This window comes from Acidovorax sp. Leaf191, assembly GCF_001424425.1.
In the GTDB taxonomy this organism is placed as follows: Bacteria; Pseudomonadota; Gammaproteobacteria; order Burkholderiales; family Burkholderiaceae_C; genus Acidovorax.
This window is the reverse complement of the sequence record NZ_LMPT01000018.1, coordinates 339,096-355,252: the sequence shown is the minus strand read 5'-3', so window position 1 is coordinate 355,252 and position 16,157 is coordinate 339,096. Positions and strand designations below refer to the sequence as shown.

The following is a 16,157-nucleotide window of genomic DNA, read 5'->3' as shown; positions in this document are numbered from 1 at the left end:
CGGAGCGCCAGCGCCCTCCACCCCTAGGCGACGGCGGGTTCGCGCAGCGCGGGCTTGCTCCGCCCGGCCGTCATGGCCGTGCCCATCGATGCCGACACGATGAGACCGATGGCGAGCCACTGATTGAAGTTGAGATGCTCGCCCAGCAGGCCCATGGCCAGCACGGCGGCCACGGCGGGCTCCATGCTGATCATGATGCCGAAGGCCTCCTTGGGCAGGCGTTTCAAGGCCATCATTTCCAGCGAGATCGGGATGGCGCTGGAGATGGCCGCCACGGCCAGCCCCACCAGCAGCACGGTGGGCGTGAGCAGCGCGGCGCCCGCATGCACCACGCCCACGGGCACCACCACCAGCGCGGCCACCAGCAGCCCCAGCGATACCGTGTGCCCCGCGTGCAGGTGGCCGGCGCGCTTGCCGAACACGATGTACAGCGCCCAGAACACGGCGGCAGCCAGCGCGTAGAAAACGCCCATCGGGTCGAGCGCGCTGCCGTTCAGGCCCAGCGGCAGCAGCATGCCCAGGCCTGCCATCGCCAGGGCCACCCACACGAAGTCCACCGCGCGGCGCGACGACCAGATGGCGACCGCCAGCGGCCCCGAAAACTCGATGGCCACGGCCAGGCCGAACGGCAGCGTGCGCAGCGACATGTAGAACATCAGGTTCATGGCGCCCAGCGCGGCGCCGTAGCAGGCAATCGCCACGGCATCGGCGCGTGACAGACGCCAGCGCCAGGGGCGCCACAGCAGCAGCATCAGCACGGCCGACAGGCCCACGCGCACGGCGGTGGTGCCCTGCGCGCCCACCGCCGGAAACAGGATCTGCTTGGCCCACGATGTGCCGAACCCGAGGGCCGTGACGGAGCCCAGCACGGCCAGGAAGGGAATGAATCGTTGAAAGGGGGACGCGGTCATGGGTAAAAATATAGTTCGACCGCGGCGTGTTTTTGGCTCTGTTTCGAAGCCCTTCACGCAACTTTCGCTCACTCCCCCTGCCCTGCACTGGAAGGCTTGCCGACATGCCCACCACGCCCATTGCCGCCTCCGCCTCTGCCTCCGCCACCGCGCCCCTGCCGCACCCGGGCCTGGACCGCTTCGACCTGGCCATCCTCGACATCCTGCAGACGGACAACACCACGCCGCAGCGCCTGATCGCCAGGGCAGTCAATCTGTCGGCGCCCGCGGTGCAGCGGCGCATCAAGCGGCTGCAGGACAGCGGCGTGATCCGCGCCAACGTGGCCGTGATCGACCCGGTGAAGGTGGGCATGCCGCTGACCATCGTGCTCGAGATCCATCTAGAGAACGAGCGCCCCGACCGCACGGCCCCGCTGCGCGCGCGCATCGCCGCCGAAGACGCGGTGCAACAGTGCTACAGCGTGACCGGCGAGGCGGACTACCTTCTGGTGGTCAACGTGGCGTCGATGGCGGACTACGAGGCACTGACGCGGCGGCTGTTCGACGGGGACGACAACGTGCGGCGCTTTCGCACGTCGGTATCGCTGGGGTGTTTGAAAGCGGGGCTCAAGGTGCCGCTGGGAATGGGCATGCGTGAGGGTGGTGCGGCCTGAATGGCGACCCCGGCTGCAGGGGTGATGTTGGTGCTTGGCTCTGTCATCGTGGGTCTTTGGTCTTTGGTCTTTGGTCTTTGGTCTTTGGTCTTTGGTCTTTGGTTGAGGAGCTTGGGGGCGCAAGGGGTCCGAACGAAATGAGCCCCTCAATGACCCCACGGCCCAACGTCCTACGGCTGCCAGCGAATTCGGGCCCTAGCTGGATCGCCAGCTGGCGCCGACGATTTCCCATCAACATCACCGATGGGAACAACACATGAAAACGCCTGGTCTCCTTTGGTCCGTGCTCATTGGCGCGGTTGCCAGTGCCCGCTCGATGACACCGATGGCCACGCTGTCGGCAGCGAGGCTGCTGGGGCGCTCCACGCCCGGCAGGCTCGCATTGCTGGACCGCCCCTTGTTCAAGTATGGCGCTCTCGCCATGGGCGCCGGGGAACTGGCCGGCGACAAGATGAAGACAGCTCCCGACAGGACGGTGGCCCTGGGCCTGCTGGCGCGGACCATGAGCGCCGGGATCGCCGGTGCGGCCCTGGCCCCGCGCGGGCGTGAGCAAGCCGGAGCGCTGGCAGCGGTGGCCACCGCGGTGCCTCTGGCTTACGTCACCTTGAACGCCAGAAAAAGCGCCATGAAACGCATCGGCCAGACGCGCAGCGGCCTCATTGAAGACGCGTTGATCATCGCTGGCGGTATCGCCATCGTCGCACTGGCCGTCAGGCCCGGCAACCACCGGTGAGCGTGCAGCCCATCAGGGCACGGTGTAATCCGTGCAATCGGGCGCTGGGGTGTCGGGCACGTAAGTGCGGGCCTGCGGGGTGAAGCGATACAACCGCTGGTAGCTGCATCGGGGATCGGTCACGGTCACCAGGTCGCGTTGGCGAAGTGGCCGCGCCGCCAGCGAGTCTTTGGACCGCGACACGCGCCCCGGAAACGATGTCGCCTTGCTGCGATAGCGCAGCACCGGCCATCCTGCAGCGGATGCTTGCATCAGGGCGAGGCTCGCGTCGAAGCTGTATTGATCGTGGCAGGCCCCGGCGCGCTGCTTCATGTGGCGCTCGCTGAAACACGCCCGGATCGTCGCGCTGGAGCTCTGTGGAACACGCAGGACCTCGGACGGTAGTTGGTCGGGCACAAAGGCGATGAGGTGCAGGGTGGTTGCACTGGCCCCGCCGCCCGAATACATGGCGCGCTCCTCCATTTGCACACCCACAAGGATGCCGCCCTGGAAGCGGATGAGCTTGGGCCACAGCCGGGCATAAGCATCTGCGGATGGCAGCCCTGCTATCCGATAGAGCGTGTGCGCCGGATCGCCCTGACCGCCAGGCAACTGCAGGCTCACGTCCGTGCCATCGGCTGCGCCGTTGGGGCATGCCTGGCCTTCGCAGCCAGGCTCGGAGGGAGCGATTTCCACGCAGAGTTGGTCTGGCGTACAACCGACCGCGGCCCATCCTTCGGATGGGCTGATGACCAGCGTATCCGTGCGCGGTGGTGCGGCGAGGGAGGGGGCCGATGCCACGAGCGCAGCGGCTGCAAGGAGAACGAATTTTCGCATGATCAAAAGCTTAGCGGCCCCAACGCAGCGTTGACGTGAACGCAGCTTGGCGGCAGGGTCTGCGCAACGCAGGGATGGAAGGTTGGGACAGGGAGCGCATGCGCCTTGGCAAGCCACCGACCTGGGTTCGACGGCAAGGCACCAAGCTTCTTCACGGCACATCCGGTCTCACGCCAGACCCAACGCGTTGCGCATCTCTCTGCCCGTCAACCGCAGCCGCGGGCCACCGAGCAACTCGCACATGCGCGCACTGCGCGGCGCCTGCCCACCGTGCTGCGCAGCCAGACGCACCACCGCTCCGCAGATGGCGTCGATCTCGGTCACGCGGCCCGCTTCGAGGTCGTCCCACATGGACGAGCGCGCCTTTTCGTCGATCTGCAGCATGCGCCGGGCCAGCCGCGTGAACAGCCAGTTGGGCAGGCGCAGCACATGGGGCAGCAGGCGCGGCGACACCGCGGTGACCTTGGCCGGGGAGATGCCGGCGCGCGCCATCGCCACCAGTGCCTCGGACTGCAGCGCGGCAAAGACGAAGCGGCAGTCGCGGTCGAGCAGCTCTTCGCGCAGCGGCAGGTTGGACAGCGCATTCACCGGGTTGTTGAGGTTGAGCAGCAGCTTGCCCCACTGCACCGACCGGATGTCGTACGGCAGCACGGTGGCCAGGCCCGCGGCGTTGAACAGGGGCGCCAGGCCTTCGGTGACCTCGTCGCGCTGCAGCTGCAGGTGCCCCGCCGTGGCGCGGTGCACATGGGCGCCGCGCAGCACCACGTTGTAGGGCACCATGCCGGCCAGCACTTTCAGGCCGGGGGCCAGCGCGGCCAGCCGGGCCACGTTGTCCACGCCGTTCTGCAGCGAGATGACGGGGGTGCCGGGCGGGCAGGCAGCAGCCAGCTCGCGCGCGGCGGCTTCGGTGGCGCCGCTCTTGACGCACAGCAGCACCACGCTCTGCGCGCGGGGCACCGCGTCGACCAGGGTGGTGGCCATGCGCAGCGCGGTGGGCGGCACCTGCTGGTCCAGGCCGTCGAGGTCCGTCACCCGCAGGCCCTGCAGCGCGATGGGCTCCAGCGCGTGGGGACGGCCCACCAGGCATACCGTATGGCCCTGCGAAGCCAGCCGCCCGCCCACGTAGCAGCCGATGGCACCCGCGCCCAGAACGATGAAATTCATGTGATGACGATCCCGTTGAAGCCCTGAGGAAACGCACGGCAGGCCAGGCTCGCACGGCCCCCCGTGCGACACGGCGGCCCGCAGCGTGCGCATTGTGCGGCGATGCCGGCGCGTGCCCTGGCACCCGGGCGACGCAGCAGCGCTACCGCTCTCCACCCAGCGCCACGCCGCACGCCAGAGTTTGACCTTTTTTGGCACCTTCCGCTGGATGGACAAGCGCAAATAGCTACCAAAACTATAGCATCCACACAACGCACTGACCAGCGCCCCATGAGTGCTGCCTCCGTGCTGCCTCCGTGCGGCGTCAGTGCGGGGCCAGTGCCACGGGCATCTCACCCGGTCGGGCTTGCGCGCAGGCAGCCGTGCCCACGCGCGGGAGCCGCCTACGCCACGCCCGGCCACCGCACCGTGGCCCGCAGCCCGCCCAGCCGGGGCGATGCGTCCAGCGCGACCACGGCGCTGTGGGCCTGCGCAATGGCCTGCACGATGGCCAGGCCCAGGCCGCTGCCCGGTGCGCCGTCGCTGGTCTCGCGCACGAAGCGCTGCATCACGCGGGCGCGGTGTTCCTCGGCAATGCCGGGGCCGCTGTCTTCCACCGTCAGTTCAACAGCCTGGCCGTCGGCCGCACGCCGGACCTGCAGGTCCACCCGGCCGCCCGCGGGCGTGTACTTGACGGCGTTGTCGAGCAGGTTGCGCACCAGCATGCGCAGCGCCTCGGCGTTGCCGGGTACGGTGGCCGCATCGGAGTCGAGCAGGCCCAGGTCGATGGACCGCGCCTGCGCCGCCGGGGCCACGTCGGCCAGCGCCAGCTGCGCCACGGCCTGCAGATCCACCGGCTCGGTGTGTGCGCCGGGGGCCGCCGCACCCGCCTCCTGGCGGGCCAGGGTCAACAATTGCTCCACCAGCCGCGTGGCGCGGTCGATGCCCGAGGACAGGCGCTCGATGGCGGCGGCCCGCGCAGCGTCGTCGCCCGCGCGCTGCAGGCCCTGCAGTTGCAGGCGCAGCGCGGCCAACGGGGACCGCAGCTCGTGCGCGGCGTCGGCCACGAAGTGCTGCTGCGCGTCGAACGCGCGCTGCACGCGCTCGAACAGCAGGTTGAGCTCGCTCACCAGGGGCTGTACCTCGTCGGGCAACTGCGCGTCGCTGACGGGCGAAAGGTCGTCGGCCTGGCGCTGGGCCAGTTGGCGGCGCACGCGCTCCACCGGCGCGAGCGACCGGCTCACGCCCCACCACACGGCCAGCACCAAGAGCGGCGCCATGAAGGCCAGCGGCGCCAGCGTGCGCAGCGCCAGGGCGCGCGCCATGCCCCGGCGGGCCGCCATGTTCTGCGCCACCTGGATGACCTGCGAGCGCGTCTGCATCGAGAACACGCGGTAGGTGCCGCCCCGTGCCTGCACGTCGGTGAAGCCCAGCACCGCGATCTGCGGCAGCGCCGCGCCCACGGCGGATTCAAAAATGCGCAGGCCTTCGTTGGTCCACACCTGCACGATGAATTCGTGGTTCTCGTCCTCCGGGTCCAGCCCCGGGCCCAGGCCTTGCGCGTCCACCGGCAGGCCCGAGCGCAGCGCCAGCGCGGTCTGCTGCATGTGGTAGTCGAACAGCGTGTCGGCCTCGGCCAGCGCGCCCCGGTAGGCCAGCGCGCCCTGCACGGCGCCGGCCAGCACGATGGCGGCCAGGATGAAGATCAAGAGCCGCGTGCGCAGCGAGCGCGGCAGCACCGCGCGCACGGATTGCAGGGCTGGGGTGATTTTTTCCATCATGCCTTGGGCACCAGGTAGCCCACGCCGCGCACATTCAGCAGCACCTCGGCGCCCAGCTTCTTGCGCAGCCCGTGGATGTACACCTCCACCGCGTTGCTGCTGACTTCGTCGCCCCAGCCGTAGAGCTTGTCTTCGAGCTGCTGGCGCGACAGCACCATGCCCGGCCGGGCGATCAGCGGCTCGAGCACGGCCCATTCACGCGCCGAGAGCACGACCGGCACGCCCTGCACCGAGGCCTCGCGCGTGGCGGGGTTGATGCACACGCCCTTGTGTTCGTACACCGGCTCGGCCCGGCCGGCGGCACGGCGCAGCAGGGCACGGATGCGGGCGAGCAGTTCGTCCAGGTCATAGGGCTTGAGCACGTAGTCGTCGGCGCCGGCGTCGAGCCCTTCGATGCGCTGCGTGACCGAGTCGCGGGCCGTGGCCACCAGCACTGGGGTGCGGTCCTTGCGCGTGCGCAGGTCGCGCAGCACCGAGAGCCCGTCGCGCTGGGGCAGGCCCAGGTCGAGCAGCACCAGGTCGTAGGCCTGCGTGCGCAAGGCCGTGTCGGCCGCGTTGCCGTCGCGGGCCCAGTCCACCGCGTAGTGCTCGGCGCGCAGCAGGTCCTGCACGGCTTCGCCGATCATGGTGTCGTCTTCTACGAGGAGCAATCGCATGGTGGGGCGAGCATAGCGAATGGCGGGAGTGGGGTTGCGCCCTGGCTTCGACAGGCTCAGCCCGAACGGGTGGGGTCGGGTCGGGCTGAGGTGTGGAGGTTGGGGCACCCCGCCCCGCTCCTCCCACCCCACCCACCTCACCCCCATCCCCCCATCAGCCCATCAGCCCAAACGCACCGGCACAAAGATCTTGTTGCCGTCGCGCTCGATCAGCAGCGCCACCGACTTGCCGGCCTTGGCCATCGCCGTGCGCACCTGGTCGATGTTCTTGGCTGGTGCGCCGTTGATGGCCAGCAGCACGTCGCCGGGCTGCACGCCCGCGGCAGCGGCGGGGCCGCGGGCCTGCTCAATCACGAGGCCTTCGCTCACACCCACCTCGCGGCGTTCGTCAGCATCGAGGGGGCGCAGCGACAGGCCCAGCTGCGCCTTGCCCACGGCTTCTTCGGCGCGCGCCTGCTTGCTGCCCGCCTTGTCGCTGGCGTCGCCCAGGGTGGCGGTCAGCTCCACCGGCTGGCCGCGGCGCCACACCGACAGCTTGGCCTGCTGGCCGGGCTGGGCCTGGCCCACCCAGGCGGGCAGGTCGCCCGAGGCGACGATGGCATGGCCGTCCACCTGGCGGATCACGTCGCCGGGCTGCAGGCCCGCCTTCTCGGCGGGGCTGCCCTTGCTCACGCTGGCCACCAGCGCGCCTTCGGGCTTGTCGAGCTGGAAGGATTCGGCAAACGCCTGGTTCACCTCCTGCACTGCCACGCCGAGCTGCGCATGGCGCACCTTGCCGGTGGCGACGATCTGGTCCTTGATCTTGGCGGCCAGCTCGATGGGGATGGCGAACGACACGCCCTGGTAGCCGCCCGAGCGGCTGTAGATCTGCGAGTTGATGCCCACGACCTCGCCGCGCGCATTGAACAGCGGCCCGCCCGAGTTGCCGGGGTTCACCGCCACGTCGGTCTGGATGAAGGGCACCAGGCTGTCGTCGGGCAGCGAGCGGCCCTTGGCGCTGACCACACCGGCGGTCACGCTGTTCTCGAAGCCGAAGGGCGAGCCGATGGCCAGCACCCATTCGCCCACCTGCAGGTCGCGCGTGCTGCCCAGGCGCACCACGGGCAGGTCCTTGGCGTCGATCTTGAGCACGGCCACATCGGTCTTGGGGTCCGAGCCCAGCACCTTGGCGCGGAACTCGCGCCGGTCGGTGAGCTTGACGGTGACGTCGCTCGCGCCCTTGACCACGTGCGCGTTGGTCAGCACCAGCCCGTCGGGGCTGACGATGAAGCCCGAGCCCAGGCCATGGGTGGGCACGTTGGGCCGGCCCTGCGCACCGGCGCCGGGCATGCCGAACTGGCGGAAGAATTCGTAGAACGGATCGTTCGGATCGATCTGCGGGCCCCGGCCCTGGCGGGCGGTGGGCTGGCTCTCGTCGTCGTCATCGTCGTCGTTGGCCATGGCGGCCTTGGTGCTGCCGGTGACGCTGATGTTGACCACGGCCGCGCCATTTTGCGCGGTGATCTGCGCAAAGCTGGGCAGTGCGCCGCCCGAGGGTGCCGCAGGGGTCTGCGCCACGATGGGGGTAGCCGGCGTGACCGCGCGGGCCTGGTGGCCGCTGATCAGCCCGGCGCCGGTGGCGCCCAGAGCGCCCGCGGCCACCAGGGCCAGGATCAGGCGGCGGGGAGTGGATGCAAGCGTGTTGCTCATGGTGTCTGCCTTTTCAATCGGGGTTGCGATGGAAGGCAGTGTGGGCAGCGACACTTAGACGAAACTTAGGCTGCGGGATGTGCATGTGGGTGCTTTTGGAGCATTCTTTTGCCGCCCAAGGGCCTTCGATGCTGGCGCGACCCCAGGCCAGTGCCACCGTGCAAGGGCCGCCATGCTGCGTATGCGGCGCTGCGCTTGCGTGCACCGGTGGCGTCCCCCTCCCCAGCGCGAAGCGCGTAGAGAGAGGGGGAAGGCGCGTAGCGCCTCAGGGGGTGCACTCTACAAAAACATGCCGCCCGAGGCCTCGATGCGCTGCGCGTTCACCCAGCGCGTGGCGGGCTGCAGCAGGGCTGCGACCAGCGGACCGATGTCCTCCGCCACGCCCACGCGGCCCAGCGCGGTCTGGCCGGCGACAAAGGCGTTGAGCTGTGCGTTGTCGCGCACGGCGCCGCCGCCAAAATCCGTCTCGATGGCACCCGGGGCTACCACGTTCACGGCGATGCCGCGCGGGCCCAGCTCCTTGGCGAGGTAGCGGCTGAGCACCTCGATGGCGCCCTTCATCGCCGCATAGGCCGCATAGCCGGGCAAGGCAAAGCGGGCCAGGCCCGACGACAGGTTCAGGATGCGGCCGCCGTCGTTCATCAGCGGCAGCAGGCGCTGCGTGAGAAAGAACACGCCCTTGAGGTGCACGTTGACCAGCGCATCGAACTGCGCCTCGGTGGTCTCGGCAAACGGTGCGTGCACGCCCATGCCGGCGTTGTTGACCAGAAAGTCGATGCGCTCGCGCTCCCAGCCGGACTGCAGGGCCTGCGACAGCTGGCCGGCAAAGGCCTCGAAGCTGCCGACGTCGCCCACATCCAGCGGCAGCGCCACGGCGCGCCGGCCCAGGGCCTCGATCTCGGCCACCACGGCCTGGGCTTCGGCGGCCTGCTGGCGGTAGGTCAGCACCACGTCGATGCCGCTCTTCGCAGCCGCCAGCGCGGCGCTGCGGCCCAGGCCCCGGCTGCCGCCGGTGATGAGAACGATGGGGGTGGAGGAAGACGATGAAGTGTGTGCCGGTGCGGTCATGGGAAGGTCCTCGGGTAGGGGTGGGGTGCCTGCCACGGGGTGCAGCGGGCATGAAGAGAACTTTATTGATTCCCCATGGATACATAAACCAGGCAAAATTGAATTGATTGTTCAAAAATAAATAGCCAATGAACCCCTTTGACCGCATGCAGATCTTCGCCCGCGTGGCCGAGCTGGCCAGCTTCACGCAGGCCGCGCAGGTGCTGGGCATCCCCAAGGCCAACGCCTCGCTGGCCGTGCAGCAACTGGAGGCGCAGCTGGGCACGCGCCTGCTGCACCGCACGACGCGCCGCGTGCAACTGACGCAGGATGGGCAGGTCTACTACGAGCGCTGCAAGGACCTGCTGGCCGACGTGGAAGAGCTGCAAACCCTGTTCACCCACCCCGAGGGCGCCGACCTGCAGGGCCGGGTGCGCATCGACATGTCCACCGGCATCGCGCGCCAGCTGGTGCTGCCGCGCCTGCCCGAGCTGCTGCAGCGCCACGCCCTGCTGCAGGTGGAGCTGAGCAGCACCGACCGGCGCGTGGACCTGGTGCGCGAGGGTTTTGACTGCGTGATCCGCGTGGGCCCGGTGGCAGAGCCCGGCCTGGTGGCGCGCCCGCTGGGCGTGGTGCGCGTGGCCACCTGCGCCAGCCCCGGCTACCTGGCCAGCAAGGGCACGCCCCGCACGCTGGCCGACCTGGCGCAGCACGACCTGGTGCACTACGTGAGTACGCTGGGCACACGCTCGGCGGGCTTCGAGGTGCAGGACGGCGACAGCCCGCAGTTCCACCCCATGGACGGGCGCGTCACCGTGAACAGTGCCGAGGCCTACCTGGGCGCCTGCGCCGCCGGGCTGGGCCTGATCCAGGCGCCGCTGCTGGGCGTGCGCGAGCTGATCGACAAGGGGCTGCTGGTGGAAGTGCTGCAGGACCACCCTGCCCCGCCCATGCCCGTGACGCTGCTGTATGCCCACCGGCGCCACCTGCCCCAGCGCGTGCGGGTGGTGATGGACTGGCTGGCGGCGGTGGTGCAGAAGCACCTGCAGCGCGAGGCGGCCGCAGCAGCCCAGCAGGCATCGCTATCAATTCAATAGCCGACAGCGCTTGCCAGACAAGCGGTAGAGGCCTGAAAAGCTTGATAACCCATGAAGGCAGTCGGACGCATCAGCCTGTGAACCGGTAGACGATGGCCCCGCGCACCACCTCGCCCGGCTGCCACCAGCGCGCGCCGAAGCCGGGGTGGTTGGGCGCGTCGGGGTACTCCATGGGCTCCAGGCAAATGCCGTCGCCGGGCTGCCACAGCCAGGGCGTGCCAGGGGCATCGGTAGCGCTGCGCCCGCTGTCGCGCATCGGGTCGGCCTTGAGGCCGTGGCCCGCATACACCTGCACGCCCGGAGCAGTGGTCCACACCTGCATTGCGCGCCCGCTGGCAGGGTCGCTGAGCAGGGCTGCGGGCCGCAGGCCCCCCGGCGTGATCGGCGAGGCCAGCGCGGGTGCTTGCAGAGCCCAGGCGGGCAGCGCGGCGCCGGGAGCGTCGCCCCAGGCCAGGTAGTGGTCCAGCCCGCCTGCGCGCGCCAGTTGCCCGTGCGGGTGCGCCACGGCATCGCCCACACGGCGGGGCGCACGAAAGTCGAACGGCGTGCCCTGCACCGGCTCCACCGTGCCGACGGGGCACACATCCGCCGCCAGCGGCACATAGTAGCTGGCGGGCACCTGCAGCACATGGCCGTGCGTGCTGCCCGCACCGGCCAGGTTGAAGAACGCATGGCCGGTGATGTTGACCACCGTGGGCGCATCGGCCACCTCGGCCGTCCAGGCCATGTGCAGCGCGTTGTCGGGTGCGATGGCCAGGTCCAGCGTCAGCCGCACGGTGCCGGGCACGCCGTCGTCCTGCGTGCGAAACACGTGTTGCAGGCGCAGTGCATCGGGCCGCGCCTCGGCCACCGTGAACACCTGGAACCGGCTGCCCAGCGGGCCGCCGTGGTGGTGGTGCGGACCGCTGTTGGTGGGCAGCTGCAGCGTGGTGCCATCGGGCAACTTCAGTTGTCCGTGGCGCAGCCGCCCGGCCCAGCGGCCGATGATGGCGCCCATGGAGAGTTGCCCATCCAGGTAGCCCTGCAGGCTGTCGTAGCCCAGCGCCACGTCGGCCAGGCCGCCCTGCCCGTCCGGCACCGCCACCTGCACCAGGCGGGCGCCGTAGTTGCTGACCGCCACCTGCAGCCCGCCCGCGCCGCGCAGGGTGTACAGGTCGGTGGGTTGACCGTGGAGGGTGTGCGTGAAAGCGTCGCGATGGAGGGTATGGGCCATGGGCAGCGAGTCTAGGGCTTGGCAGGGGGCGTGGCCGGCGTGGCCGCAGGCGCATCGCGCGTGACCAGCCAGATGCCGGCGCACACCAGCACCAGGGCCAGCAGGTTCTTCCACTCCAGCAGCGCCTCGCCCAGGAACAGCGCCGACAGCGCCGCGCCGAAGATCGGTACCGTGAAGTTGAACACCGTGATCTGGCTCACCCGGTTGTGCTTGAGCAAGATGCTCCACAGCGAGAACGCGGCCGACGACAGCAGCGCCAGGTACACCAGCAGCGCAGCCGAGCCCCAGGTAAAGCCCGTGAGCGAGCCGCCCAGCACCCCGCCGACGGCCAGCAGCGCCGCGCCGCCAATGCCCAGTTGCCAGCCGGTCATGACCACCGAGTCCATGCGCTGCGACACCTGCTTGCCGTAGATGCTGGCCGCGGCCAGCACGAAGGCGGCGATCACCACGAAGCCTTCGCCCAGTAGCGTGAAGTCCATGTCCAGCGTGCCGCGCCCCAGGTTGACCACCATCACCCCCACAAAGCCCACCAGGCAGCCCCAGAGCTTGGCGTGGCTCAGCCGGTCGTTGTGATAGACCCAGTGCGCCAGCAGCACGCTGAAGAAGGTGCCGGTGGCGTTCATGATGGAGCCCTTGACGCCCGTCGTGTAGGCCAGCCCCACGTAGAAGAACACGTACTGCAGCGTGGTCTGCGACAGGCCCAGCACCACCAGCTGGCGCGCACTGCCCGCCCCCAGGTTCACGATGGACTTGCGCTGGCTCAGCGCCCAGGCCAGCAGGATGAGCCCCGCGCCCAGAAAGCGCCAGCCCGCGAACACCAGCTGCGAAGGGATGTCGGTGCGGGCAATGCCGAACCAGGCGTAGCCGGTCTTGATGGCGGGGTAGGAACTGCCCCAAAGCAGGCAACACAGCAGCGCCAGCGCCACCACGACCTTGCGGTCGGAAAATCGGGTGTGGGGCATGGGAGTTCGTCTTTCTCTCTAGTGACACAGCCCGTGCAGTGACGGGCTGTGGGGATGGGATTTCGGCAGATCGTGTCTCATGGATCTGTCTCGCAAAAAAACTTAAAACCCGTTCACGCTGAGCTTGTCGAAGCGCCGCGCAGGGCTTCGACAAGCTCAGCCCGACCGGGTATTTGGTGGGTTTGAAGGATGGGAGCGGATGCGGGACAGATGGGTGAGGTCCCTCACAACGTACGCTTCAAAAGACTCCTGCGAACCCTTTCAACAACCCATACCGTTCACGCCAAGCCTTTCGACGGACTCAGGACAGGCCTGTTGAAGCGCGGCGCGAGGCTTCGACAGGCTCAGCCCGAACGGTTGGCTAATACACGCGAGCCTCGTCAAGTCACCGGCGCCGGATTGAACAGCACCAGTGCGTTGTGCAGCTTCCACTGCTCCGCCCAGGTCTTCTTGCGGCCGCTGGCCACGTCGAGCAGCAGGTGGAACATCTCCCAGCCCAGATCTTCGATGGTGGCCTCGCCGTCGGCGATCTTGCCGGCGTTGATGTCCATCAGGTCGTGCCAGCGGCGCGCCAGGTCGCTGCGCGTGGCCACCTTGACCACGGGGCATTCGGCCAGGCCGTAGGGCGTGCCCCGGCCGGTGGTGAACACGTGCAGGTTCATGCCGGCGGCCAGCTGCAGCGTGCCGCAGATGAAGTCGCTGGCCGGCGTGGCGGCGTACACCAGGCCGCGCTGGTCGCGGCGCAGTTTTTCGCCCGGGGCCAGCACGTGCGAGATGGGCGCGGTGCCGCTCTTGATGATGGAGCCCATGGCCTTCTCGGCGATGTTGGACAGGCCGCCCGCCTTGTTGCCCGGCGTGGTGTTGGCCGCGCGGTCCACGCGGCCGCGGTCCAGGTAGCGGTCGTACCAGCCCAGTTCGCGCACGATGGCTTCGGCCACCTCCGGCGTGGCGGCGCGGCTGGTGAGCTGCTCGACCGCGTCGCGCACCTCGGTGTTCTCGCTGAACATCACCGTGGCGCCGGCACGCACCAGCAGGTCGGCGCAGAAACCCACGGCCGGGTTGGCGGTGACGCCCGAGAACGCGTCGCTGCCGCCGCACTGCACGCCCAGCACCAGCTCGCTGGCCGGGATGGTCTCGCGGCGGCGGGCGTTCAGGCGTTCCAGATGCGGCCTGGCGCTTTGCACGATGTCGTCGAGCATCGACATGAAGCCCACGTGGTGGTCGGCCTGCAGGCACACCGTCTCGGGGCCCAGGGCCGCATCGCGCTCGTCGGTGATGGGGAAGCTGCCCGGGGGCAGCAGGCGATCGGGCTGCAGTTTCTCGCAACCCAGGCTCACCACCATGATCTCGCCGCCGAAGTTGGGGTTCAGGCTGATGTGCTTGAGCGTGCGGATGGGGACGACCGCGTCGGGCGCGTCGATGGCCACGCCGCAGCCGTAGGTGTGTTCCAGGCCGATCACGTCGTCGACGTTCGGAAACAACGGCAGCAGCTCGGTCTTGATGCGGTGCACGGCCTGCGCGACCACGCCGGCCACGCACTGCACCGTGGTGGTGATCGCCAGGATGTTGCGCGTGCCCACCGAGCCGTCCGCGTTGCGGTAGCCCTCGAAGGTGTAGCCCGTCAACGGCTCCAGCACCGGGGGCTTCACCGTGGCCATGGGCAGGCCTTCCAGCGCACGGGCCGAGGGCATCTGCAGCAGCCGCTCGTGCACCCAGCTGCCGGCCGCGATGTCCTTGAGCGCGTAGCCGATGGGCACGTTGTAGCGGCGCACCACGCCGCCTTCGGGGATGTCCGCCAGCGCCACCTTGTGGCCCTGGGGCACCTTGTCGCGCAGCGCGATGCCGGCGCCGGGCACGCCGGGCGGCAGCACGGTGCCGGCGGGCAGGCCACCGTCGTTGGCGACGATGGCGACGTTGTCTTCCGCATGCATGCGGATGGTGAGGGCTTCTCGCATCGGGTCTGTCACTTCTTTCACTTCTTGCTGGCGCTGCACAGCGTGCACAAAACATGCGCCCTGCGCCGCCAGGGTCACCACCGGCAGCGCGCATGGCACTTCATCCACCATCACGCCGCACGGCTCAAATGCAGTCAGGGGGCAGGCTTGCAGCCACGCCCCCTGTGCTTCAGGTCACATCACGTCGCTTCAGCCGCCTTTGAGCACCAGGTCCGGCAGCCACATCGAGAACTGCGGCACATAGGTCACCAGCATCAGCGCCACGATGAGCGCACCGTAGAACGGCCAGATGGTTTTCATCACCTCGCCCACCGAAACGCCCCCGATGGTGCACCCGATGAACTGCGTGGTGCCCACGGGCGGCGTGTTCAGGCCCAGCGCGCAGTTGATCAGCATCACGATGCCGAACTGCTCGGTGGACATGCCGAACTGCTGGCAGATGGGCAGGAAGATCGGCGTGCAGATGAGGATGGTCGCCGCCATGTCGAGGAACGTGCCCAGAACGAACAGGATGATGTTCACGCACAGGAAGATGACCCACGGCGACGAGGTCATGGACTTGAGCGCATCGCCCGTGAGTTCGGCCACGCCGTACAAACCGATGAGGTAGCCGAACATCGACGAGATGCCGATGAGCAGCAGCACCGTGCCGGTGGTCTTGACGGCCTTGGACGCGGCCTTGAGGAACTGCTCGCGGGTGAGGCGCTTGTAGACGAACACCGACAGGATCAGCGCCCACAGCACCGCGACCGACGCGGACTCGGTCGCCGTGAAGGCCCCCGACAGAATGCCCGCAATGATGATCACCACCACGGCCAGTCCCGGCAGCGATGCGCGGAACGAGATCCACACGATCTCCCAGCCGGGGAAGGTGCCCGCGGGGTAGCCGCGCTTGACGGCCACGAAGTACGCGGCCGCCAGGTTGCAGATGGTCAGCAGCAGGGCGGGCACGATGCCCGCGAGGATCAGCGCCGCGATGCTCACCTTGCCGCCGGCCGCCAGCGTGAAGATGATGAGGTTGTGCGACGTGGGCATGAGCGCGCCCACCAGCGATGCGTGGGTGGTCACGTTGACGGCGTAGTCGGCGTGGTAGCCCTCTTTCTTCATCTGCGGGATGAGCACGGCACCCATGGCGGACACGTCGGCCACGGGCGAGCCCGAGACGCCGCCGAACAGCGTGCAGGCGAGCACGTTGCTCATGCCCAGGCCGCCGCGCACATGGCCGGCCACGCTCTTGGCGAAGTCCACGATCTTGTCGGCGATGCCGCCGTACATCATGATTTCGCCGGCGAAGATGAAGAACGGAATCGCCAGGAACGAGAACGGGTTCATGCCCGAAATCATCTGCTGGAAGCCCACCGCCAGCGGCAGGCCTTCATACAGGATGGTGGCCAGCGACGAAAGGCCGATGGAAAAGGCCACGGGCACGCCCAGCAGCAGCAGGAGCGTGAAGGTCACGCAGAGGATGGTCAACGCCATGGTGGTGGAATCTCGGTGGAAA

Annotated in this window: 14 protein-coding genes; 3 read left to right on the top strand and 11 right to left on the bottom strand. The window is 68.9% G+C overall.

The window, feature by feature from the left end; translation table 11 throughout:
- Positions 1-23: 23 nt before the first annotated feature.
- Positions 24-911 carry an EamA family transporter gene (locus ASG27_RS13245; RefSeq protein ID WP_056417830.1) on the bottom strand — a complete coding sequence of 296 codons (888 nt, stop codon included), beginning with the start codon at positions 909-911 and terminating at the stop codon, positions 24-26.
- A gap of 155 nt (positions 912-1,066) precedes the next feature.
- Between ASG27_RS13245 and ASG27_RS13240 the strand changes: the two genes are divergently transcribed.
- Both ASG27_RS13240 and ASG27_RS13235 read left to right on the top strand, forming a co-directional pair.
- A complete protein-coding gene (locus ASG27_RS13240; RefSeq protein ID WP_056418353.1) occupies positions 1,067-1,564 on the top strand; it encodes an Lrp/AsnC family transcriptional regulator in 498 nt (165 codons plus the stop codon).
- 325 nt (positions 1,565-1,889) lie between these two features.
- Complete coding sequence (locus ASG27_RS13235; RefSeq protein WP_235504043.1) at positions 1,890-2,297, top strand: hypothetical protein; 408 nt, start codon at positions 1,890-1,892, stop codon at positions 2,295-2,297.
- A gap of 12 nt (positions 2,298-2,309) precedes the next feature.
- On the opposite strand, the gene ASG27_RS13230 is transcribed toward ASG27_RS13235, so the two are convergent.
- The 6 genes from ASG27_RS13230 to ASG27_RS13205 all read right to left on the bottom strand — a co-directional run bounded on the left by ASG27_RS13230 (position 2,310) and on the right by ASG27_RS13205 (position 9,450).
- Positions 2,310-3,113: a hypothetical protein gene (locus ASG27_RS13230; RefSeq protein ID WP_156370737.1), complete on the bottom strand. Its 804-nt coding sequence runs from the start codon at positions 3,111-3,113 to the stop codon at positions 2,310-2,312.
- Between the two features lie 168 nt (positions 3,114-3,281).
- Positions 3,282-4,277, bottom strand: coding sequence for a 2-dehydropantoate 2-reductase (locus tag ASG27_RS13225; protein WP_056417820.1), 996 nt, complete (start codon positions 4,275-4,277; stop codon positions 3,282-3,284).
- A 383-nt stretch (positions 4,278-4,660) separates the two neighbouring features.
- Positions 4,661-6,034: an ATP-binding protein gene (locus tag ASG27_RS13220; protein ID WP_056417817.1), complete on the bottom strand. Its 1,374-nt coding sequence runs from the start codon at positions 6,032-6,034 to the stop codon at positions 4,661-4,663.
- A complete protein-coding gene (locus ASG27_RS13215) occupies positions 6,034-6,693 on the bottom strand; it encodes a response regulator transcription factor (RefSeq protein WP_056417813.1) in 660 nt (219 codons plus the stop codon). The genes ASG27_RS13220 and ASG27_RS13215 overlap by 1 nt, the downstream gene beginning before the upstream one ends.
- Before the next feature lie 162 nt (positions 6,694-6,855).
- Positions 6,856-8,382: a DegQ family serine endoprotease gene (locus ASG27_RS13210; protein WP_056167598.1), complete on the bottom strand. Its 1,527-nt coding sequence runs from the start codon at positions 8,380-8,382 to the stop codon at positions 6,856-6,858.
- A 279-nt stretch (positions 8,383-8,661) separates the two neighbouring features.
- Positions 8,662-9,450, bottom strand: a complete 789-nt coding sequence (locus tag ASG27_RS13205; protein WP_056417810.1) for an SDR family NAD(P)-dependent oxidoreductase — start codon at positions 9,448-9,450, stop codon at positions 8,662-8,664.
- 128 nt (positions 9,451-9,578) lie between these two features.
- Between ASG27_RS13205 and ASG27_RS13200 the strand changes: the two genes are divergently transcribed.
- Positions 9,579-10,526 (top strand): LysR family transcriptional regulator, encoded by a 948-nt coding sequence (locus ASG27_RS13200; RefSeq protein WP_056417808.1) that lies wholly within the window; start codon positions 9,579-9,581, stop codon positions 10,524-10,526.
- 70 nt (positions 10,527-10,596) lie between these two features.
- Here ASG27_RS13200 and ASG27_RS13195 read toward each other — a convergent pair whose 3' ends face one another.
- The 4 genes from ASG27_RS13195 to ASG27_RS13180 all read right to left on the bottom strand — a co-directional run bounded on the left by ASG27_RS13195 (position 10,597) and on the right by ASG27_RS13180 (position 16,135).
- A complete protein-coding gene (locus tag ASG27_RS13195; RefSeq protein WP_056417805.1) occupies positions 10,597-11,739 on the bottom strand; it encodes an aldose epimerase family protein in 1,143 nt (380 codons plus the stop codon).
- Between the two features lie 11 nt (positions 11,740-11,750).
- Complete coding sequence (locus ASG27_RS13190) at positions 11,751-12,701, bottom strand: DMT family transporter (protein WP_056417802.1); 951 nt, start codon at positions 12,699-12,701, stop codon at positions 11,751-11,753.
- A 380-nt stretch (positions 12,702-13,081) separates the two neighbouring features.
- Positions 13,082-14,656: a galactarate dehydratase gene (gene garD, locus ASG27_RS13185; RefSeq protein ID WP_235504042.1), complete on the bottom strand. Its 1,575-nt coding sequence runs from the start codon at positions 14,654-14,656 to the stop codon at positions 13,082-13,084.
- A 189-nt stretch (positions 14,657-14,845) separates the two neighbouring features.
- Positions 14,846-16,135, bottom strand: coding sequence for a TRAP transporter large permease (locus ASG27_RS13180; RefSeq protein WP_056417799.1), 1,290 nt, complete (start codon positions 16,133-16,135; stop codon positions 14,846-14,848).
- Positions 16,136-16,157 lie beyond the last annotated feature (22 nt).